15 protein-coding genes are annotated in these 21,374 nt (G+C 38.9%); 11 read left to right on the top strand and 4 right to left on the bottom strand.

The features are described from left to right. Nucleotides 1-2: 2 nt before the first annotated feature. On the top strand, nucleotides 3-329 hold the full coding sequence (locus L1283_RS05730; protein WP_145327846.1) for a DUF493 domain-containing protein: 327 nt from the start codon (nucleotides 3-5) through the stop codon (nucleotides 327-329). A gap of 70 nt (nucleotides 330-399) precedes the next feature. On the opposite strand, the gene L1283_RS05725 is transcribed toward L1283_RS05730, so the two are convergent. Continuing rightward, nucleotides 400-1,380, bottom strand: coding sequence for a hypothetical protein (locus L1283_RS05725; RefSeq protein WP_429625950.1), 981 nt, complete (start codon nucleotides 1,378-1,380; stop codon nucleotides 400-402). A 51-nt stretch (nucleotides 1,381-1,431) separates the two neighbouring features. Next, nucleotides 1,432-3,618, bottom strand: coding sequence for a polyribonucleotide nucleotidyltransferase (gene pnp / locus L1283_RS05720; protein ID WP_075991035.1), 2,187 nt, complete (start codon nucleotides 3,616-3,618; stop codon nucleotides 1,432-1,434). Nucleotides 3,619-3,788: 170 nt separating this feature from the next. Here pnp and L1283_RS05715 point away from each other — a divergent pair, with 170 nt between their 5' ends. Further along, complete coding sequence (locus L1283_RS05715) at nucleotides 3,789-4,031, top strand: hypothetical protein (protein ID WP_333621261.1); 243 nt, start codon at nucleotides 3,789-3,791, stop codon at nucleotides 4,029-4,031. A gap of 210 nt (nucleotides 4,032-4,241) precedes the next feature. Here L1283_RS05715 and rpsO read toward each other — a convergent pair whose 3' ends face one another. Next, a complete protein-coding gene (gene rpsO, locus L1283_RS05710) occupies nucleotides 4,242-4,520 on the bottom strand; it encodes a 30S ribosomal protein S15 (protein WP_046674145.1) in 279 nt (92 codons plus the stop codon). A gap of 104 nt (nucleotides 4,521-4,624) precedes the next feature. Next, nucleotides 4,625-5,836, bottom strand: coding sequence for an acyltransferase family protein (locus tag L1283_RS05705; RefSeq protein WP_070563519.1), 1,212 nt, complete (start codon nucleotides 5,834-5,836; stop codon nucleotides 4,625-4,627). A gap of 249 nt (nucleotides 5,837-6,085) precedes the next feature. Between L1283_RS05705 and L1283_RS05700 the strand changes: the two genes are divergently transcribed. From L1283_RS05700 to L1283_RS05660, 9 genes are all read left to right on the top strand, one after another. Then, on the top strand, nucleotides 6,086-7,252 hold the full coding sequence (locus tag L1283_RS05700) for an ROK family protein (RefSeq protein ID WP_145328851.1): 1,167 nt from the start codon (nucleotides 6,086-6,088) through the stop codon (nucleotides 7,250-7,252). 25 nt (nucleotides 7,253-7,277) lie between these two features. Continuing rightward, nucleotides 7,278-9,350 carry a SusC/RagA family TonB-linked outer membrane protein gene (locus L1283_RS05695; protein WP_429625949.1) on the top strand — a complete coding sequence of 691 codons (2,073 nt, stop codon included), beginning with the start codon at nucleotides 7,278-7,280 and terminating at the stop codon, nucleotides 9,348-9,350. 119 nt (nucleotides 9,351-9,469) lie between these two features. Beyond that, the gene (locus tag L1283_RS05690) at nucleotides 9,470-10,384 is read left to right on the top strand and encodes a hypothetical protein (RefSeq protein ID WP_429625948.1); all 915 of its coding nucleotides are present in this window, start codon (nucleotides 9,470-9,472) and stop codon (nucleotides 10,382-10,384) included. An 11-nt stretch (nucleotides 10,385-10,395) separates the two neighbouring features. Continuing rightward, a complete protein-coding gene (locus tag L1283_RS05685; protein WP_182983309.1) occupies nucleotides 10,396-12,285 on the top strand; it encodes a SusD/RagB family nutrient-binding outer membrane lipoprotein in 1,890 nt (629 codons plus the stop codon). A gap of 403 nt (nucleotides 12,286-12,688) precedes the next feature. Then, nucleotides 12,689-13,813 carry an ROK family protein gene (locus L1283_RS05680; RefSeq protein ID WP_158638902.1) on the top strand — a complete coding sequence of 375 codons (1,125 nt, stop codon included), beginning with the start codon at nucleotides 12,689-12,691 and terminating at the stop codon, nucleotides 13,811-13,813. A gap of 23 nt (nucleotides 13,814-13,836) precedes the next feature. After that, nucleotides 13,837-17,061, top strand: coding sequence for a SusC/RagA family TonB-linked outer membrane protein (locus L1283_RS05675; protein WP_145328859.1), 3,225 nt, complete (start codon nucleotides 13,837-13,839; stop codon nucleotides 17,059-17,061). A gap of 12 nt (nucleotides 17,062-17,073) precedes the next feature. Then, nucleotides 17,074-18,654, top strand: coding sequence for a SusD/RagB family nutrient-binding outer membrane lipoprotein (locus tag L1283_RS05670; protein WP_145328861.1), 1,581 nt, complete (start codon nucleotides 17,074-17,076; stop codon nucleotides 18,652-18,654). Nucleotides 18,655-18,728: 74 nt separating this feature from the next. Next, a complete protein-coding gene (locus L1283_RS05665) occupies nucleotides 18,729-20,165 on the top strand; it encodes an alpha-L-fucosidase (RefSeq protein ID WP_145328863.1) in 1,437 nt (478 codons plus the stop codon). Between the two features lie 161 nt (nucleotides 20,166-20,326). After that, entirely contained in the window at nucleotides 20,327-21,361 is a 1,035-nt protein-coding gene (locus tag L1283_RS05660) for a sialidase family protein (protein ID WP_204990936.1), read from the top strand. Nucleotides 21,362-21,374 lie beyond the last annotated feature (13 nt).

Below are 21,374 nucleotides of genomic sequence, written 5' to 3'. Positions count from 1 at the left end.
ACATGGCAGATTACAAAAACATCAATATACAAGATATCCCCGATGGAGGTGATAATCCAAAAGACTTCTATGAAACTTTTAAAGAGCGCTTAGAAGACTTAGAAACATTTCCAAAGGACTACACGTATAAATTTATCTTACCAAAAGATCAGGACCACTTCAATCAGATCCAGCGCGTATTTGATGACACAGGTGCTCAGTTTGATTTCAAGGATTCCAAAACAGGTAAGTATACTTCAATTACGGTAAACTTGAACGTAAAAGACGCCGATCAGGTGATCTACTTCTACAAAGAAGTAGCGAAGATAAAAGGTGTTATCATGTTATAAAAGAACAAATCAGGCTGTCGAATTGACAGCCTGATTTGTTTTCTGATTTACATATTAGCTTAACTCCTCCCTATTTCAGCATAACGACATCAAGCCAATAATCGCCGCTAAATCTTTTACTAGCATAGTGCAGCTTGAATAGATTAACAGCAGCCTCCTCATTTAAAAAATCCAAAATGCGTTTGACGTCCCGTCGGGCAGCAAACTGTTTCCAGCTATTTTTTCGATCATAAAAAAAAGACATTTGTCCATCCATGCTATTCCAAGTCCCTCCCAGCGCATATAACTTCGTTTCACTAAACAGTATATTAAAATAGTCTTTATATACCGCGCAATCGAGCGTAATCTCTTTATTTTTATTAGCCATCCAGTCAAATCGATACGAACAATACATTGGATTCCCATAGTAAATACCAGGTTTATGGGGAATCTTGGCCTCCTCAAAAAATTCCTTAAGCAATTTCACTACTTCTGGCTCGCCATCGTATGCTAAGGGCACAGCACTAAGCTCACGATCCATATATAAGGTAAAAGAAGACAAATTGAGGCCCCAGCGTCCTTGATAATCCAATAAAAACTTGGACAAACGCTCCACAAGCGGTGCCATCCCACCTCTGAATGAGCCTTGCACGGAAAGTGCTTCAAATGGTCTCGCCTCGTTATATTTATAAGGGCTTTCATACACATCCATCACAAAGCGATTATATTCCCGATCAAAATTAATGTAAAGCTCGTCTGTCATTGAATCTCTGATAGCTTTATCCTTTAAGATTAACCTATTAAGAGGCCAAAATAAATCCTGTTTATAGGACCATAAAATGGCACGATCCAGTTTATAAAACTCATAACGCCCCTTGGCCAAGATCATATTATTTTTAGTTGCATAATGCTGTATAGTGGCAGATAGCTCCTGGAATTTATCCCCATAAGACCGCTGACCATACACGGTCACATGCATGAGGACAAACACCAAAATCTGACCAGGTTTAAACAGAAACAAACGAAGTATACTTTTCATAGGATAAAGATGCAGGTAAGCCTTATTTTCCATAAAAAAAGCCCGCTTAAAGCGAGCTTTTCATATCATTTGAAAGGAATAAACCTATTCTTGTCCAGCACCAGCTACAGGAGCTTCACCGGCAGGTTTATCCTGCTTTGGTTTGTCTTCTTTCGGAGGACGAGGCAATAACGCTTTACGCGAAAGCTTCATTTTACCTTGTTTGTCGATATCCAACAATTTAACCGTTACTTTATCACCTTCTTTGAAGATACCGTCCATTGTTTCAAGACGTTTCCAGTCGATTTCAGAGATGTGCAATAAACCATCTTTACCAGGCATGATTTCAACGAAAGCACCGAATGGCATAATTGATTTCACTTTACCTTCGTAAGTTTCACCAATCTCTGGTTTAGAAGCGATTGCTTTAATACGACCTACTGCATCATCAATAGCCGCTTTATTATCTGCGAATACTTGAACAACACCCTTGTTATCAACTTCTTCGATCGAAATTGTAGCACCGGTCTCACGTTGCATCTCTTGGATAATTTTACCACCTGGTCCGATTACAGCGCCAATAAATTCTTTATCGATCAACAATTGAACGATACGAGGTGCATGTGGTTTGTAATCTTCACGTGGAGCAGAAATTGTTTTCTTCATTTCACCTAAGATGTGTAAACGCGCTTCTTTTGCTTGATCCAAAGCTTGCGTCAACACTTCCCATTTCAAACCATTGATTTTTAAGTCCATTTGACAAGCAACGATACCTTTTTCTGTACCAGTTACTTTAAAGTCCATATCACCTAAATGATCTTCATCACCTAAGATATCCGATAAGATCGCATATTTACCTGTTTTCTCGTCAGAAATCAATCCCATGGCAATACCTGAAACTGGCGCTTTCAATTTCACACCGGCATCCAAAAGTGCTAATGTACCAGCACATACCGTAGCCATTGAAGAAGATCCATTTGATTCCAGGATATCAGAAACAACACGGATCGTATATGGATTTTCACTGTCTGCAGGAAGTACCTGTTTCAATGAACGCATAGCCAAGTTACCGTGACCAACTTCACGACGGCCAGGACCTCTATTAGGTCTTACCTCACCTGTAGAGAATGCAGGGAAGTTGTAGTGAAGAATAAATTTGTTATAACCGTTGATAAAAGCACCATCGATCATTTGCTCATCGTCTTTAGCACCTAAAGTAACCGATGTCAATGATTGTGTTTCACCACGTGTAAATACAGCCGAACCGTGTGCAGCAGGCAAGTAATCCACTTCAGACCAGATCGGACGTACAGTACGTACATCACGGCCATCTAAACGCATACCTTCATCCAAAACCAGGTTACGGACAGCATCATACTGAACATCGTGGAAATATTTTTTAAATAAGAATGCGGTATCATCATCCAATTCCTCTGGCATTGTTGCTCTGTACTCTTCCGCGATTTTTGCGAAGTTCTCAGAACGGTCATGTTTCGCAGAAGCAGATTTTGCAATAGCATAAACCTTATCGTAAGTAGCTGCAAAAATAGCATCTCTCAATTCAAGGTTTTCAGGCTCATGGTTATACTCACGCTTCACAGTTTTACCAACTAAGTTAGCCAGCTCTACTTGAGCAGCAACTTGTTTTTTGATAGCTTCATGAGCAAAAGCAATTGCTTCTACCATTTCAGCTTCAGAGATTTCTTTCGCTTCACCTTCAACCATACCGATATCTTGTGCAGAACCAGCAACAATAAACTCTAAAGTTGCATTTTCAAGCTCAGACAATTTTGGGTTGATCACTAACTGACCGTCAATTTTCGCAACACGAACTTCAGAAATTGGTCCATTGAAAGGAATATCAGAAACAGCAATAGCTGCAGAAGCAGCCAAGCCCGCTAAAGCATCAGGCATAATATCTTTATCTGCCGAAATCAAGCTGATTGCAACTTGTGTATCTGCGTGATAATTTTCAGGGAACAAAGGACGTAATGCACGATCTACCAAACGTGAGATCAATACCTCATAATCTGACAATCTAGCCTCACGACGTAAGAAACCTCCTGGAATACGGCCAGTTGCCGCATATTTTTCTTGATAATCTACAGAAAGGGGTAAAAAATCAACGCCAGATTTTGCTTCTTTAGCTGAAACAACTGTTGCAAGCAACATCGTATCACCTTGTTTTAATACTACAGCCCCATCAGCCTGTTTTGCCAATTTCCCTGTAGACAATTCGATCTGGGTGCCATTACCCATATCGATGGTCGTTTTAATTTCGTTGTAATTCATTTAATCTTGTTTGCGACATGCTTTTCATCTTGTTGGCAGCATGCCAATATTTTAAATACATTAGATTTCAGCACAAAGGTAAATTAAAATATTAAGATTAATGCAATTAACAGCAGGCTAAATCATCAAACCATCGGAATACGGCAGCAACCGCCTTAATCTGTCAAGCAATGAATCGCTTGAAGCCTTCACAAGTTCTCTTATTTCTCGAAAAAGGCTTCCAAAGGCTTATCAATTATAACGAGGAATCTAGCCTATCGCGTAGTATAAAACAATATAAGACAAGTATAAAACATGGCTATCATTTTCGGAGATTCCTCGGTGCTTCTTCGGTACTTGTTCGGAGCTTGTTCGGTACTTCTTCGGTTGGAAGCGAAGAAACAGCGAGCAAGCTCCGAGGAAAAAGCGATTAAATAAGGATTAAATGATGAAACTGAAGTAAGGGACAAGTAGGCCAATCTCGTCCGCTAACCTCAGGAAGTCTTGAACAACTGCAAAAGCCATGACGAACAGAAAACCACCATGCTGAGGCGAAAAGTCCAATAACAATTCGGGCACGATAAACACAACAAAAAAAGCCATCCAAAAATTGGATGGCTTTCTTAACACCTTTGTATTAAAGCTTATTTGATAATATCACGTAAACCTAGACCTTTAATGATCGCACGGTAACGGTTGATATCTTTTTTGTAAAGATAAGCTAATAATGAACGACGTTTACCTACTAACATTTGTAGGGCACGTTGTGTACCGAAATCTTTTCTGTTTTTTTTCAAGTGCTCAGTTAAGTGAGCAATTCTCTTAGTGAATAAAGCAACTTGACCTTCAGTAGATCCTGTGTTTGTAGCTGATCCAGCAAATTCTGCGAAGATATCAGCTTTGTACTCTTTACTTAAATACATTTCCTGAATAATATTAAAGCGTTAAAAATTTTATTAATTGGCTGCAAAGATAGCAAAAATCTTCGGTTGCCAAAATAATTTAATAAGCAAAGGTTCAGCTACTACTAAACCTTTACGTAGATTTTCTTCTTGTCCAACCAATAGCAGATTACCCACATCAACGTTAAGAAACATAGCGAATAAACAAAAGAACCAACTTCTGGTATCCCAGGCACTTTCGCGCAAACATATTTATAAAACCAGGCAAAAGCGTCGAGGTATTTTTGTGTACCATCCTCTTTTACGCCATCAGGAATGCGGAACAACCCCAAAAAGCGTGGTAGAACACCGCTCAAGACAAAGATGAATAACGGATTTTTACCAAAAACATCAAAAAACTGTGTCAATTTATTTTTCACCCCCTGCACTTCAATAAACCAGATCATACCACCTAGTGTCATGGTTGCCAAACCTGTTGTATAGAGCACATAGGAACTCGTCCATATTTTTTTATTGATCGGAAAACCCAAGGCCCATATCCAAGCCAATACGACCAAAATAAATCCGGTCACAAACATTCCCGCCAGCAATTTAAAATGAGGCTCACTTGAGGCCGGCACTTTCGTCCACAGCCAATCCACCTGACCTTGCTTTTTAATAAATACACCAACTAAATAGCCAAAGACGACCTGAACAATTGTCGGCAAGGTACTCATCAACCCTTCAGGATCAAATGGCACCCCCTCCCCTTTGTAAACATGCGGCAACCCTAGGATTGCTATATCATACTTTGTACCGAACCAGCCCTCCAAGCTATAGGGATCTGCTCCTCCGGCTATTGCACAGATTGCCCAATATAACAACAGTATGATTGCCGAGATCCAGATAATCGTTTTTTCTTTAAAATAATAAGCTAAAATCGAAGCAAAACAATAAGCAACTGCGATGCGTTGGAGTACACCAAAAATCCGAATTCCCCGGCTCGGATCCGTTCCGTCCACCCATTGTTTAAAAACCAGCTCCGCACCATCCCATTTCACAAAAGGCCACCAATTGATGAAAAGTCCAATCGCAAAAATCAAGATCGTCCGTTTAATTACTTTTTGCCAAAATACTGCAGGTCCTGCCTCCTGTAAACGAGGTATAACAAAAGACATGGCATTACCTACTGCGAAAAGAAAAAAAGGAAAAACCAGGTCTGTAGGTGAACATCCATGCCATTCTGCATGTTTTAGCGGCGCAAACATATGAGCCCATGTACCCGGATTATTCACCATAATCATCAGTGCCACAGTAGCTCCACGAAATACATCCAAGGAGTAATAGCGTTGTTTCATAATCAGATTGTATAATTAAAAGGTAAATATAACGTATTTGCCCTTCATTTTTATGCGCAGTCCACAATTTAATGGCATAAACAGGAAGGTCAGACGACAAGATTGTTACAATAACAAACGTTTGCATGGGCTTATTAGTCAGAAAAGGGATACTTTTTAAACAATTTTAAAAAGTATTTTGAACTTACTTTTTTTTTAATATATCTTTAACAAAAGTTTAACCAACTTTATGAATTGTACCAAATACCAATGGAAAAAGATATACTGAAGAACCTATATTTTGATTCAACCCTGTCCATAGCAGAGTTGGTAAAAAAGCTTTCGAAAAGTACGCCATCCATTACCAAGGTGATCAATCGTCTTTTGGAAGAAAAGATCATTGTTGAATGTGGATTTGCCGAATCTACTGGCGGAAGACGACCTATTCAATTTGCGCTCAACCCGTCCTTGGATTTTTATATATTAACGATCTCTTGTGACCAGCATTTTTCGACATGCACAATTACCGATTTAACTCAAAAGACAATATTAGAGCATAGGGATATACCGTTAGACTTAAATTCCGAAGAGTCTTCAGAGCTCCTTTTATCCGAAATTGACCGAATTTTAGCATCTTCAACGATTTCATTAGATCGGATTATAGGTATTGGAATTAGTATGCCTGGTTTTGTTAATTCAGAATTGGGCGTCAATGAATCCTATATCAATACGCATCCTTTGTATGAAATAAAAAGCAGGATTGAAAAAAAATATAAACTGACAACAATCATAGAGAATGATTCTCGCTGCATAGCCATTGCAGAGAAAGAATTTGGGGCTGCGAAATACATTGAGCACTCACTTATTATTAATCTAAACTGGGGAGTTGGATTAGGAATTATCATTAATGGAACTGTTTTTAAGGGCGAATCAGGTTTTGCTGGAGAATTTAGCCACATCCCTCTTTCCGACAACAACACCTTATGCTCCTGTGGTAAACGGGGATGCCTTGAAGTTGAAGCATCATTGGATGCTGCCATTCGAAGTACGGAGAACGATATTCAAAACAATGAGTATTCGATTTATAGTACGTTTGTAAAGAGTAATCTAAACAAAATCGATGCACTGATCGAAGCGACTCATGTTGGAGACCAAATTGCGATTAACAATATCGGAAAAATAGGTTACATGCTCGGCAAAGGCATATCAACGCTCATCCATATTCTTAATCCAAAACAAATCATTGTCAGCGGAAGAGGTGCAGAACTGGGGAGAATTCTGAATCCTCAAATACAAATTGCCATTAATGAATTTTGCATCCCTGAAATTGCAAAAACAACACAGATTCAAATGTCAGAATTGAACAAACATGCTCAAATAAAGGGTACTGCAGCTATCGTCGTGGAAAACCATATCAACAGAATCCTAACTAAATAATTATTTATAAATTAAACACTTAAAGATGAGTCTATTCTACAAAAAAACAGCTGGATTAGCTTTGTGCACACTTTTCAGTGCAACATCGCTATTTGCACAGCAAGGCATTTCTGGAACAGTTTCAGATGCCAAGGGGCCAATTGCAGGTGCTACTATTTCCGTAAAGGGAACAAATAGAGCTACCCAGTCGACTGCAAGTGGGGCATTTAATATACAAGCTGCACAAGGCGAAACATTACGTATTTCACTAATAGGCTATAAACCTCAGGAAATCGTGGTTGGAACAACTAAAACGATTAACGTATCCTTAACAAGCGATGAATCAACTTTGGGAGAAGTGGTCGTCACAGCAATGGGAGTTAAACGTGAAAAAAGAAGTCTTGGTTATTCATTTCAAGATATACAAGGTACTGCATTGACGGATGCCAGAGAAAACAACATAGCCAATGCACTAGCGGGCAAGGTTTCCAGTCTTCAGGTTGTTAAAGGTTCAAACGGACCTTCATCATCTTCGAAAATTATTCTTCGCGGATTCAATTCCATTACCGGAGACAACCAACCGTTAATTGTTGTCGATGGGGTGCCGATGGATAATTTTGCCGGCGCTAAAAACAATGATTTTTGGAATCCGTCAGCAGATATGGGAAGTGGGTTAGGAGACTTAAATCCGGAAGATATCGAGAGCATGTCTGTCTTGAAAGGCGGTGCTGCTTCTGCGCTTTATGGATCACGTGCCTCTAATGGGGTTATTTTAATTACAACCAAAAGCGGTAAAGCAAAAGATGGCGTAGGAATTTCCTATTCAACCATTACGGGAATCGAAAATATCTTTATGACGCCAAAATTACAGAGTGACTTCTCTCAGGGGGATGGCGGTGTCTACGGTAAATTAGCCACAGGATCTTGGGGAGAAAAAATAACTGGGCAGGAAGTTGAGTTATGGAATGGTACGAAAACAAATTTAAAGGCCTACGATAATATCGGTAATTTCTTTAAAACAGGATTCAATACCACCCAAAACATCAATTTTCAACAGGCTGTTTCCGATAAAGTCAATGTATATTCATCAGCGACTTATTTGCATGATAACAGCAAATCTCCCGGCCAAAAACTAAACCGCCTAAATTTAATTAATAGAGTAAATGCCAAATTTGGTCAGCGCAATCAGTGGACTACCGACGTAAAGGTACAATACATGCGCAATATGGCCTATAATCGTGCAGTTGGTGGTGTGAATGGTGGTAATTATTATTCACAGTTGTTAACTTTCCCAAGAAGTTTGGACATTACGCAATTTAAACCTGGAATGGATGAATTGGGTGTGAAACAAAGTTGGTATTTGGAAGATTCAGGAATTAACCCATATTGGGCGGCCAACAATAAATTAAGCCGTGATACCCGTGATCGTTATTTGATGAACGCTACTGTAAAGTATGATTTTAATGACTGGTTAAGTGCTGATGTACGTGTGGGTTCTGATAACTATTCGACAAAATACGAAGATAAAACATATACCGGATCTCATATAAACAATTCGTATGGTACAGGTACAGACAAGTTTTATGAGAACAATTATATCGCAAGTTTACAGGCAAGAAAAGACAATCTATTCGGTAAATGGGGTGGTAGTGCCGCAATTTATGGACAGATCATGGACCGTAGCCGTACTTCCTTAAGCGCTAGTGCGGGCAATTTAAGGGTACCTAATCTATTTACCATTGGTAACAATATTGGCAATCCTGGTATTACTGAAAGTATCAATAGAAAACAGATTAATTCGATTTATGGTAACATTGACATCAATTATGATAATATTTGGTATGTTAGTTTCACAGGAAGAAATGACTGGACATCGACTTTACACCCAAATCATAACAGTTATTTTTACCCTTCTGTAAGCACCTCATTTGTACTCTCCGACCTGATCAATAAATCTGGAAGTATGCCTTCTTGGTTCAACTTTGCAAAGGTGAGAGCATCTTATGCAAGAACAGGTCGCGACATGGACGCATACCAATTATATAATATATCATTGGTAATGACCCTAATAATAATACAACTGCATCCAAACGAGATGTTCTTTATGATGAGAACGTAGTTAATGAACTTCAAAAATCAATTGAAGTAGGTTTAGAGACTAAATTTTTCAACAATCGAGTTGGTTTGGATTTAACATATTATAAAAACAACTCAACAAATCAATTGATTGATATCCCAATGAACAATCTATCTGGATACAGAGCTTTCAAAGCCAATGCAGGTAATATTCTTAACGAGGGATTTGAAATCACATTAAACGCCGATGTAATAAGAAAAGAGAATTTTAGATGGAATCTAAATGCCAATGTTTCTCGCAATTTCAATAAAATTCTTGAATTACACCCTGAATCCAAACGAATGACATTGGGCGGCTATGACAATTTCGCAATATATGCAGCTGAAAATCAAAGATATGGCGCTATATTCGGAACAAAATTCCTACGTGTTGAAGATGCAAACAGCCCTTATAATGGACAACTTATTCTAAGCGGTACAGGTTTACCACAAGCGAAATCTAATGAAGCAGAGCTTCTGGGTGATCAGACTGCACGTGCCCTTGCTGGTATCACCAACTCTTTCACTTTTAAAAACTTCGGATTAAGCTTTCAAATCGATGGCAGATTTGGCGGAAAATTCTTCTCAGGAACACAGCGCGCACTACAAGCTAGCGGTTCTTCTGCCGAAACAGTTGTTAACGGAAGTCGGGATAATTTTGTTGTTGATGGAGTTATCCTAAAAAATGGTGCATACGAAAAAAGTACAGTCGCAGTTACGCCACAAGATTACTGGACAACCGTATCTGGAGCTAGTGGCAACTTAGGTATTACTGAACAAAATTTATACAATGCAACCAATGTTAGGATTAGAAATTTGCAATTAAATTACTCTATCCCTAAAAGCGTTTTGAAATCATCCATTGTTAAAAATGCAAAAGTAGGGGTATCGGTCAATAATTTAGCCATGCTAAAGAGTTATGCAAATGGTGTAGATCCTGAATCTACCTATGCAATGAGCTCAAATGCTGTAGGATTTGAAAATCTATCTTTTCCGACATCTCGTTCTTATTTCTTAAACCTATCTATTGGCTTCTAATCTGAATTATCATGAAAAATACACTATCAAAAATAGCGCTGGCAATATTATTAGTAAGCACAGCCACCTCCTGTACAAAACTAGAGGATATCAATATAGATCAAACTGCTGCAAATGACCAGCAAGTTAAACCAGAATATTTTTTAAACAACTCTATTATTGGAGCTCAGCAAGATCCCGGATTGGCCGAACGTTTATTTATTTATTCGTGGAAAACCGCTGCCCACCAGCAATATTTTAACTTTATCAATATCGGGCAGCAAAGTGATGACTATAATTCCTTGTACTGGTCAAGTATCTCAGGCTGGTTGAATAACGCTAACGCAACCATCGAAATTGCAGAGAAGAAAACTCAAAATGGCACGGCTGCTGTTTACAACCAAAATATGATACAGGTTGCCAGAATATGGCGAGCATACTTGTTAAGTGAGTTAAGTGACAATTTTGGCCCAATACCTACCAAAGGATTTCAAGGAGTCAATCCTGAATTTGATGCTGTCAAAGACGTTTATTATTATCTGTTGACTGAATTAAAAGATGCTCAATCGAAAATCGATCCAGCTGTCAGCAATTCGGGTATTGAAAACTATGATGCCGCTTACGGTTTCAAATGGGACAATTGGATCCGCTATGCGAACTCAATGCGTATGCGTTTGGCAATGCGCTTATCAGAGGTTGATGCAACGAAAGCAAAAACCGAATTTGAGGATGCTGTTAAAACGAATAAATACATTGAAACAGCTGCACAAAACTTCGGCGTACAGGAAAAAGACGGTTGGGATCCACTAACGGGTGTAATGAGCCGTTCATGGAATACACAACTACTATCTGCTACATTAAACAATATATTTATTGGATTGGGTGGCATCAAAACTGCTGATCAGTTTACAGAAACCGAAGTTTTAAGCAAAATCAAGAACGAAGACGATTTTGGTATCCGTTATCTGGATAACTTCTCGACTATGTCAAATGACCCAAGCCAAGGTTATTACTTAGATGGGATTCCAAATAAAATGGATCCAAGAGCATACAAAGCTTTCTTTATTCCAGGTCATACATCCGACCCACAATATTGGACCGATGCTAGCAATCAGGATGCCCAAATCAAAAAACCAGACGGCACTACATTGAATTTTAAAACTTCATACACATGGAATGCGTTTACGTCAGGTACATGGGGAGCTAAATCGTCAAATATGGTGCTTAGAGCACAAAATGGTCGTATTCCAGGCATGATCAAAAAGTTCAGAACAAGCACACAAAAACGTTTATTCTTCGCTTCATGGGAAAGTTATTTTTTGATTGCCGAAGCGGCTTTGAGAGGTTGGAGCACTCCTATATCTGACAAAGTTGCCTATGAAAAAGGTATTTCAGAAAACTTTAACTACTGGGAAGTATCATCTTACCTCGGTCAATACTTAGCATCAGAAAACTACAACCGTGTGGGAACTTCAGTAAAATATGATCATACAACGGAGCCTGCTGCGACCTTCACTGTCAAGTACAAAGACGGTTATACTAATGCTACAGGAACTGCCGCAATCAAGTATCCTGAAAATACGATCTATAAAAATGGAGCAATCAAGAACGATAAGTTGACAAAAATTATCACGCAAAAATATATTGCCTCATTTCCATACTTATGCCTTGAGGCATGGAATGACCAACGTCGTTTAGGCCTTCCTTTCTTTGAAAATCCTGCTGTCGAAACGGCCATCGCAACAATGCCACAATTGACAAGTGCAAATTACACAAAAAACCAAGTAGATTTCTTTCCACAAAGAACGAGCTATCCTTCATCATTTAGAAATGCTGATCAGGCAAATTATGATAAAGCGGTATCCTTATTAGGTGGATCAGATGGCGTATTTACACCCCTATGGTGGGCTAAACAAAAATAATTTTTTTATAACACTAGAAAAGCCGGCCTTGAGCCGGCTTTTCTAGTTTATAACAATATTGATCAGTATATTTGTTACAATTACACTTATTATTAATTCAAAAGAAGCATCCAATTCCCTTAAAAATAAAGAATCTATCAAATTCTTTTTAAATTTTTTAAAAAGAATTTGGAACTTAAAATAAAGTATCTATATCTTTATATATAAACTAAAAACAAACACAGAAAAACTCAATTGCCGCACACCTAAATTAAGTAGAGCAATTGAGCTAAAAACCAACTACCAATGATATTAAAAAAGTATAATATCATTATTGAAAACATTAAAAACCAAATGATTACTCATTAATGAAGCTTAAGTAGAAATGGTCCTAGAGATTTTAAGGAATTTGTATTATCGGCCTATGCAACCGATTGCAGACATCGCGAACTCACTTTCACGAAGTATACCTTCTGTCACCAAACAAATCAACGAACTTCTTTCAAAGAATATCGTAGTTGAGAAAGGTTATGCTGCATCGACAGGCGGAAGAAAGGCTATGCAGTATATGATTAATGAAGATTTAAGCTATACAATCGCCAGCCTATCTATCGATCAATTCTATACAGCAATTACCTTATCAAACCTTAAAGGGGATATTATCTCATCGCTAGAAAATCTTCCGGTTGATCTTCGAGATTCTGATGCAGCAAACGTACTATTAAAAACCGTAGATCGCTTTTTTTCTACAAATAATATTGATTTAAAACAGGTTATCGGCATAGGGATTAGCATGCCGGGCTTTGTCAATTCAGAAACAGGGTTAAATGAATCCTACAACAGTGATTCCCCCTTATATAATATAAAGGAACTCATCGAACAAAAGTTTAACGTGCCTGCAGTAATTGACAACGATTCACGCTGTGTCGCCTGGGCTGAGAAAAAATTTGGAAATGCACAAGATTCCTCGCACTCCCTTGTCATTAATCTTAATTGGGGAGTAGGTTTGGGTATTCTTATTAATGACGACATCTTTAAAGGAACTTCTGGTTTTGCCGGTGAGTTCAGCCACATCCCTCTTTCAGACGAATTAACACTATGCTCTTGCGGTAAGAGAGGGTGCTTAGAAGTGGAAGCTTCTGTGAGCGCTGCCATCCGAAATATTGAAAAGGATATAAAGAACGGCGAATACTCTATATATGAAAAACTTGTAGAAGAATATGACAACAAAGCTGAAGCTCTTATTGAATCCGTTCACATTGGTGATCAGATAGCCATCAATAATATCGGAAAAATTGGGTACTTATTAGGTAAAGGAATATCAACGTTGATACATATTCTCAATCCGAACAAAATTATCATCAGTGGTCGTGGAGCGGAAATCGGTTATATCCTTGCGCCTCATATCCAAGTTGCAGTAAATGAATACAGCATTCCTAAAATATCGAAGAAAACAAGCATTGAGATCTCCGACCTGCACAAAAGAGCGCAGCAACTCGGCACAACAGCATTAGTCATAGAAAAATACATCACAAACATTATTAACTAACGTTTTACACAAATACCTAAAACATGAGTCTATTTTACAAAAAAACTGCAGGATTAGCGTTATGTACACTATTTAGTGCTACATCACTCTACGCGCAGCAAAGCATTACTGGAACAGTTTCAGATGCTAATGGACCTATTTCTGGCGCTACGGTTACCGTAAAAGGGACAACTAGAGGCACACAAACAGCAGCAAACGGGTCATTTACACTACAAGCTTCTAAAGGAGAGACATTACGAATATCCATTATTGGATACAAATCACAAGATATCGCAGTTGGCTCGACTAAAACGATTAATGTAACCTTAACTTCTGATGCCTCTGCACTGGATGAAGTTGTCGTCACAGCGATGGGTATCAAACGGGATTCCAAAGCACTAGGATATGCAGTAAGCACGATCAAAGCGGAAGAACTTACCAAAGCAGGAAATACCAACTTTGGTTCTGCGCTATATGGTAAAGTTGCCGGTCTAAAAATTACAACTGCACCAGGTGGAGCTTCCAGTGCCGTAAACGTTCAAATCCGGGGTATTAACTCCCTAAATTATCAACGTCAACCGCTCTATGTTGTAGATGGTGTCATCATCCGTAATGATGAACAATACGGAACTAAAGGAGCCAATAACAACAACTATTGGGATGATCAACGTATCCGTGGTAATGGTATGTTAGATATTAATCCCGCGGATATTGAAAGTATGTCTGTATTAAAAGGATCTGCAGCAAGTGCGTTGTACGGATCAGATGCGGCAAGTGGTGTTATCGTAATTACAACAAAAAAAGGGATTAAAGGCCGAGGATTAGGCATTGATTTTAATTACAATGGTTCTATCGAACGTGCCGCATTTTTACCAAAATTCCAAAATATCTATGGACCTGGTTATGATGCAGCGACCAATCTCGCGAATGGTGCTACCGAAGAGGGATGGATCGCTGATGCGAATTCACCATCAGGAAGACGTCCATACTTTCGTTCATATGGTAACTTTGGTCCAAAATTTACTGGCGAAGAGGTAAGCTGGTGGGATGGTACGACCAAGAAATACGAAGCGCGCGAAAACAACTTTAAAGATATCTTCGATACTGGTTATAATTCGAACATTAACTTTGCGATTTCCAATCAAACAGACAAAGTCAACTATCGTCTGAGCGGTACGCGCATGGATTACAAAAGTACCAGTCCAGGTTCAAAACAAAGCAGAAATACCTTCAACCTAAATAGTACGGTGAAGATGCATGAGAAATTATCATTGGATCTCGTAGCGAACTATACAAACACAAAAACACATAATCGTTCGGCATTACTCGGACAAGTCCTAGGATCCTATGGAGGTTTCTTTAGCCGTACGGAAGATATGTCTGTATTAAAAGAAAAATATCAAACTTCCGATGGGTACAAGTATTCGGCCTTCGGTACGGGACGCGACGAAGATTTCAAATATACCATTCGACCATACAATTTGTTGGATTATTTCTGGTCCCAATATAAAAACAGTTATGACGAAACAGAAAACCGTTTATTAACGAGTGCTACCTTAAATTGGGAAGTCGTAAATCACCTTAAATTGAGAGGCCGTATCGGTAATGATTTCACTTCAGCTGCTATTACAAACAAACAATATAACGAGTATGCAACCCGTTATAATTCCACAACCAACAGCTCAGGAGGATTCAGTACATCAAAGGGACTGTACTCTATATTGTATGGTGATGTATTAGCAACTTATGCCAACAAAATAAATAGCGATTGGGATTACAGTGTAAGTGCTGGTTTCCAATCTAGGGAAGAGAATTATGACGATCAATCGTCTACTACACAAAGCGGACTCGTAAAAGAGAACTGGTTTAGTATCAGCAATAGCTATGCACCAGCAACCACAACAAATGAGCGTAAGAAAAAAATAAAATATGCCTATTTCGGGATGGCCAATATTGGTTATAAGGGATTTGCTTATTTAGATGGTACATATCGCTCGGAATATTCCTCAACCATGCCTCCTGGCAACAACAACTACAAATACGGTTCAGTTAGCGGAAGTTTTATTTTTAGTGATGCTTTGGGGCTAAAGTCTGAAAAATTCAACTTTGGCAAATTGCGTGTTTCTTACGGTATTGTCGGAAATGATGCTGGAATTTATGTCGCAAATGTGGCGAACAGTCAAAATGCAATTGGTACAATCAATGGGTCAGTACCTTCTTTGACTTACAGCGGTAGCTATGGAAATTTAGAGCTAATGCCAGAAATGAAATATGAATGGGAATATGGTTTAGAATTGAAATTCCTAAAAAACAGATTAGGGTTAGATATCAGCTACTATGACAACTACATTGACGATCAAATTTTAAATCTAACAACTGAAGCATCTGCGGGTGCAACTTCCCAATGGACAAATGTGGGTCGTATCTCCAATAATGGTCTCGAAGTGTCATTAACAGCAACACCTATCCAACATGAGAATTTTAGCTGGAATACCCGTCTAAACTATTCATTCAATAGAACAATGGTGGATAAATTAAATACTGGCGGAGACGAGTTAGTTTTTTATAGTGCGGATGAGAATTCCTTAAAAGTCGTGGCCGAAGTCGGCAAGAAATTAGGGAATATTTACGCCTATGATATAGCTAAAGATGAACAGGGGAATAATTTAATTTCCGATGAAGGTTATTATGTCATTGATAAAACAAAGTACAAATATGTAGGAAATATATTACCAAAAGCAATTGGTGGTATGACCAATACATTCAACTATAAGAACTTTTCATTGGATTTCACGGTAGATTATCGTCTCGGTGGTAAAATGGTGTCTGAAAATCAAAAATACGCCATGGGAACTGGTGCGTATGAAAATACTTTGGAATACAGAGAAACGGGTGTTACCTTGGATGGTGTAAATGAGAAAACCGGAGCTAAAAATAATGTACACCTAAGCGCAGCAGAATATTACATGAATACCTTTGCTTGGGGAGCGGATTCATGGACCGAGAAAGGCGCGGTATATGATAACTCTTTTGTCAAAATGCGGGAACTATCCGTTAGTTACCGAATTCCATCTTCTGTAACACAAAAGCTCAAATTAAATAATGTAAGAGTATCCTTATTGGGCCGAAATCTATTTTACTTCTACAGAACTCTTAAAAATATTGACCCAGAATCACCAGTTGGAAACCAATGGTGGTCACAAGGGGTAGATGTTGGTTCTAATACTGCAACAAGAAGTTTTGGATTTTCATTGAATGCTAATTTTTAACCGTAATTAATCATGAATAAATCATTTTATATATTATTATTTTTAACGCTATCGACCCTTGGATTTACAGGATGTAAATCTGAATTGGAAGATGCGTTTAACAATCCGGATCAAACCACTGAGGCAAGTATTCCCGGCTTTTTCACCGATTTGTTAAATAACGATCGGGTTCGCCCATCGTATTGGCATTACAGAACATTTATTCTATCAAATCAAGCGATATATACGCAAACTGCTTCTTTTATTCCAAACAATACAATGTACCAGCCGAATGATAGTTATTCCTATGGCTATTGGACAGATTTCTATGCTCCCGGTGTACTTGGCGTTTACCGAAAAATGGAAGCTGCTTACGCGGAATTAACACCAGAAAATCAAGCGAAAGAAGAAATTTTCCTTCAGGCTGGTAAAGTGGTCATGTACGATGAAGCATCAAAACTCATCGACAATTATGGTGATATTCCTTTTTCAGAAGCAGGGAGTTTACCGTTAACGAGCATTGCGAAAAAAGCGAAATTCGATGACCAAAAAGAGTTATACTATTCTTTTATAGATGATCTAAAAGCAATCAATACGTATTTTAGTGAAACTGCTACAACAGGTGATTTTTCAAAATTTGACATTCTAAATAGCGGTGGTATTGACAAATGGAGACGTTATGCCAACTCTTTGCGTTTACGTTTATTAATGCGCATCTCCAATGTCGATGAAAGTAAAGCTAAAACAGAAGTTTTAGAAATGTTGAATAATCCCAGCACATACCCATTAGTAGATGGTTCTGCAAATGCAAACTACCTTCCGGGAACTACGGATATTTTGCTTCAACCATTAACAACGTACACAGGTACGTTGCGTCAAGCGTTAACAGAAGGAAATAATCAATACGCAACGGATTACATGTTAAATAAAACAATGAAACCCGCAAATGACCCACGTATTCCTGTATTTTACGATAAATTTGGTGTTACAAAAGATGGTGTATTTACCCCAAATAAGGAGTATAATGCGATGCCAATTACCTTCACTGAAAATGACATTTTAACAAATTATCAAAAATATGCGGTGTTGGATTCTGCAACATTCTTTGATAATGCAAAACTACCGGGCATTGTTGCAACAGCATCTGAGACTAACTTTGCTAAAGCAGAAGCTTACTTAAGATGGGGAAGTGATACAGACGCAAAAGCAGCTTATGATCTAGCGCTTAAACAGTCCGTTACGTTCTATTATTACCTGAATAATTTAAATACATCAGGTCTGAAAACAGAAACAAAACCTACTGATGCTGTAATCGCTGATTTTGTTGACAATTCAACAGCGAAATATACCGGAACTTCAACAGCAAAATTAGAACTGATCTTGACCCAAAAATGGCTTCATTACGGATTCTTACAGGCGCAACATGCTTGGTCTGAATATAGGAGAACTGGTTATCCAAAAATTACGGTCTTAACAGCTGGAGCTGCAAATTATTCTACGCTTCCATTAAGATTTTTATATCCTACTGGAGAGATTTCCGTTAACTCCGAAAATTACGAAGCTGTTCGTTCAAAAGATACTAGAACAACCAAACTTTTCTGGGACGTTAATTAAGGCATACACTACATCTATCTATAAGAAGGCCACCTTAGGTGGCCTTCTTTTTATCATTTTCATTATCTTTATCCATGCAAAAATTAAAAACCATTATATCCACTGCGCTGATCGCTTCAAGCGCAACACTAGCGTTTGGCCAGGCACATAACGTATCTAATGGCTATCAAAAACCGACAGATCCCTTAGTAATTGAAAATCTCGAACAATGGCAAGATATGAAGTTTGGTCTTTTCATGCACTGGGGTACCTATAGTCAATGGGGAATCGTTGAAAGCTGGAGTATCTGTCCTGAAGATGAAGGCTGGACCCAACGCAAACCCGAACATGGTAAAACTTATTTTGAATACCTCAAGAACTACGAAAATCTACAGACCACCTTTAATCCTACGGATTTCAATCCACAAAAATGGGCCGATGCCGCAAAAGCTGCCGGCATGAAATATGTCGTCTTTACAACAAAACATCACGATGGATTTGCCATGTTCGATACCAAAGAATCGGATTATAAAATTACATCCTCCAAAACGCCATTTTCCACAAACCCAAAGGCAAATGTGACCAAAGAAATCTTCAATACCTTCCGCAATGACGGTTTTAAAATTGGGGCTTATTTCTCCAAACCGGACTGGCACTCCGATTACTACTGGTGGTCATACTTTCCGCCAAAAGACAGAAATGTAAATTATGACCCTAAAAAATATCCGGATCGTTGGCAAAAATTCAAAGACTTTACCTACAATCAAATCAACGAGCTGACCTCAGCATATGGCAAAGTCGACATTCTTTGGTTGGATGGTGGTCAGGTGCGCCCCTTAGAAACCGTTGACAAATCTGTTGACTGGCAACAGACAATCAAAATGGATCAGAATATTGACATGGACCGCATTGGGGGCATGGCAAGGAAAAATCAACCCGGCATTATCGTTGTCGACCGTACAGTACCTGGAAACTGGGAAAATTATGTCACGCCTGAACAAGCGATTCCTGAACATCCCTTGGATATTCCATGGGAAAGTTGTATCACCATGGGAAATTCGTTCAGCTATGTGCCCAACGACCAATACAAACCGACCAAAAAGATTGTTGAAACATTGGTGAAAATTATTTCCCGCGGTGGAAACTACCTATTGAACATAGCCCCTGGCCCAACAGGAGATTATGACCAGGCAGCATACGATCGCTTGAACGAACTGGCAGCCTGGATGAAAATCAATCAAACTGCAGTGTTTGCAACACGTACGATTGCTCCATATCACCAAGGTGACTATTACTACACTAGAAGCAAAGACAGTAAAGTGGTCAATGTATTCCATCTTTCTGAAGGTGATACTTACCAGCAGCCAAATGAATACGTCTTTCAAGTACCTGATAATTTTAGCGTAAAGAAAATCGCTATTTTGGGTCATAAAGGTAAATTAGACTGGTCTCAACGTGGTAACCAAATTACCTTGAGAAGCCCTAGTACACGATTTAGTTATGCGACTGCAATTCAATTACAAAGCAAATAATATAAAATTCCGTTGGATATAATCTAACGGAATTTTATCATTTAACAAGGTCATTGTTTACCGATCACCGCCTGAACATCTCAATATTCCCAAAGCCTCTGCTCAGGAATAAGAAAATAAGTCATCAACAAACTATGGGGTTTTTAGAACCTTAAATTCCAATGAAAAAAATCAACCTATTTCCACTATTTATCCTTTTTTTTCTATCCTCGTGTGCAACGTATAAACCTCAGATCCTGGTATCAGAGCAAATTTTTAAAACAGGCCAGGTTCCATTCCAACAATGCCATGCTTCCACGATTCAAGTCATCGGAAAAGACAGTTTATTGGCAGCCTGGTTTGGTGGTACACATGAATCTAACCCCGATGTTGTCATATGGAGTTCACTGTATAGCCATGGACAATGGCAGCGTCCTGTACAGATTGCAGACGGTATCCTTGGTGACAACCGCTTTCCAACATGGAATCCTGTCTTCTATCAATACCCGCACAGTGACACCCTATCTTTGTATTATAAAATAGGGCCCAATCCCAGAGAATGGAAAGGCTATGTCAAACATTCACTGGATAAAGGAACGACCTGGTCTGCAGAGCAGCAGTTGCCTGAAGGTATTTTGGGGCCCATCAAGAATAAACCGCTCACCTTGACAAACGGACTGCTTCTCTCCCCTTCCAGCACGGAGTCCAAAGAAGAAATCTGGAAAGCACACCTGGAAATCAGCCGCGATCATGGCCGCTCCTGGTCCGTCAGCGCAATACGCCCCGATACCAGTATCCAGGTTATTCAGCCAAGTGTGATCCAACATACAGATGGACGCATTCAGGTGCTCTGTCGAAGTAAAGAAAATAAAGTGATGGCAGCATTCTCAGCAGATGAAGGCCTTACCTGGGGCCCCTGGCAAGCCACAAACCTGCTCAATCCCAATTCTGCCACAGACGCCATCCGTTTAAATAATGGTTTATTTATGATCGTCTTCAATCCGGCTATCGCTGGCAACGACTGGTGGGAAGGACGCACAAAACTGCATGTTGCCATATCAAAGGATGGCTTACAGTGGAAAGATGTCCTAACCCTTGAAGATGGGGTAAAGAACGATGAGTATTCTTATCCGACAATTATTCAGGACACAAACGGTCTTATCCACATCACCTATACCTGGAATAGGAAAAGTATCAAGCATATTGTGCTCAAATAAGAATGATAGTTGT

Origin of the sequence: Sphingobacterium sp. HSC-15S19 (assembly GCF_050433745.1) — a bacterium.
GTDB classification, from domain to species: Bacteria; Bacteroidota; Bacteroidia; order Sphingobacteriales; family Sphingobacteriaceae; genus Sphingobacterium; species Sphingobacterium siyangense.
This window is presented reverse-complemented; position numbering and strand designations above follow the sequence as displayed.

Excerpts from the sequence above, each read along its gene's own strand:
- L1283_RS05730 (WP_145327846.1), top strand. The coding sequence starts at position 3 with ATGGCAGATTACAAAAACATCAATATACAAGATATCCCCGATGGAGGT.
- L1283_RS05725 (WP_429625950.1), bottom strand. The coding sequence starts at position 1,380 with ATGGAAAATAAGGCTTACCTGCATCTTTATCCTATGAAAAGTATACTT.
- pnp (WP_075991035.1), bottom strand. The coding sequence starts at position 3,618 with ATGAATTACAACGAAATTAAAACGACCATCGATATGGGTAATGGCACC.
- L1283_RS05715 (WP_333621261.1), top strand. The coding sequence starts at position 3,789 with ATGAATCGCTTGAAGCCTTCACAAGTTCTCTTATTTCTCGAAAAAGGC.
- rpsO (WP_046674145.1), bottom strand. The coding sequence starts at position 4,520 with ATGTATTTAAGTAAAGAGTACAAAGCTGATATCTTCGCAGAATTTGCT.
- L1283_RS05705 (WP_070563519.1), bottom strand. The coding sequence starts at position 5,836 with ATGAAACAACGCTATTACTCCTTGGATGTATTTCGTGGAGCTACTGTG.
- L1283_RS05700 (WP_145328851.1), top strand. The coding sequence starts at position 6,086 with ATGGAAAAAGATATACTGAAGAACCTATATTTTGATTCAACCCTGTCC.
- L1283_RS05695 (WP_429625949.1), top strand. The coding sequence starts at position 7,278 with ATGAGTCTATTCTACAAAAAAACAGCTGGATTAGCTTTGTGCACACTT.
- L1283_RS05690 (WP_429625948.1), top strand. The coding sequence starts at position 9,470 with ATGAACAATCTATCTGGATACAGAGCTTTCAAAGCCAATGCAGGTAAT.
- L1283_RS05685 (WP_182983309.1), top strand. The coding sequence starts at position 10,396 with ATGAAAAATACACTATCAAAAATAGCGCTGGCAATATTATTAGTAAGC.
- L1283_RS05680 (WP_158638902.1), top strand. The coding sequence starts at position 12,689 with ATGCAACCGATTGCAGACATCGCGAACTCACTTTCACGAAGTATACCT.
- L1283_RS05675 (WP_145328859.1), top strand. The coding sequence starts at position 13,837 with ATGAGTCTATTTTACAAAAAAACTGCAGGATTAGCGTTATGTACACTA.
- L1283_RS05670 (WP_145328861.1), top strand. The coding sequence starts at position 17,074 with ATGAATAAATCATTTTATATATTATTATTTTTAACGCTATCGACCCTT.
- L1283_RS05665 (WP_145328863.1), top strand. The coding sequence starts at position 18,729 with ATGCAAAAATTAAAAACCATTATATCCACTGCGCTGATCGCTTCAAGC.
- L1283_RS05660 (WP_204990936.1), top strand. The coding sequence starts at position 20,327 with ATGAAAAAAATCAACCTATTTCCACTATTTATCCTTTTTTTTCTATCC.